Source organism: Xenorhabdus yunnanensis (genome assembly GCF_028598805.1).
Lineage (GTDB): Bacteria > Pseudomonadota > Gammaproteobacteria > Enterobacterales > Enterobacteriaceae > Xenorhabdus > Xenorhabdus yunnanensis.
In genome coordinates this window covers 1-350 of the sequence record NZ_JAQRFI010000267.1, presented here as the reverse complement: position 1 = coordinate 350, position 350 = coordinate 1, and the positions used below count along the sequence as shown (strand labels likewise).

Here is a 350-nt window from a genome sequence, read left to right as displayed (position 1 = left end):
GAATCCGTTATGTGTCCACTGCCTACAGCAAGATATCTATGCCTCTGCAACGATTGTGGATCACATTATCCCGATACAGGGTGAAGCTGATGTGTTGTTCTGGCCTGAATCTAATCATCAATCGTTATGCCCGCCCTGCCATAACCGCAAGACCGTACAGACAGATCCTATCACCAAAGCGAAGCGTAAACAGGGTATCTATCAGGAACGGGAAACCGAAGCGGCAAAGCGTCGCGGTTGGTTAGTCGCAGAATAATAACAAATGAAATAGTGGGTGGGGGTATCAAAAATGACCAACGCGCTTCCCAGCGGAACCGACCCCCTCCTCAAATTTTTACGCACGGCACTTT

Annotated in this window: 1 protein-coding gene; it reads left to right on the top strand. The window is 48.9% G+C overall.

Going from position 1 to position 350, the window contains the following annotated elements:
• Positions 1 to 256 (top strand): HNH endonuclease (locus PSI23_RS22185; RefSeq protein ID WP_273557067.1); only part of this gene is annotated, 256 nt, incomplete at its 5' end.
• Positions 257 to 350: the final 94 nt, after the last annotated feature.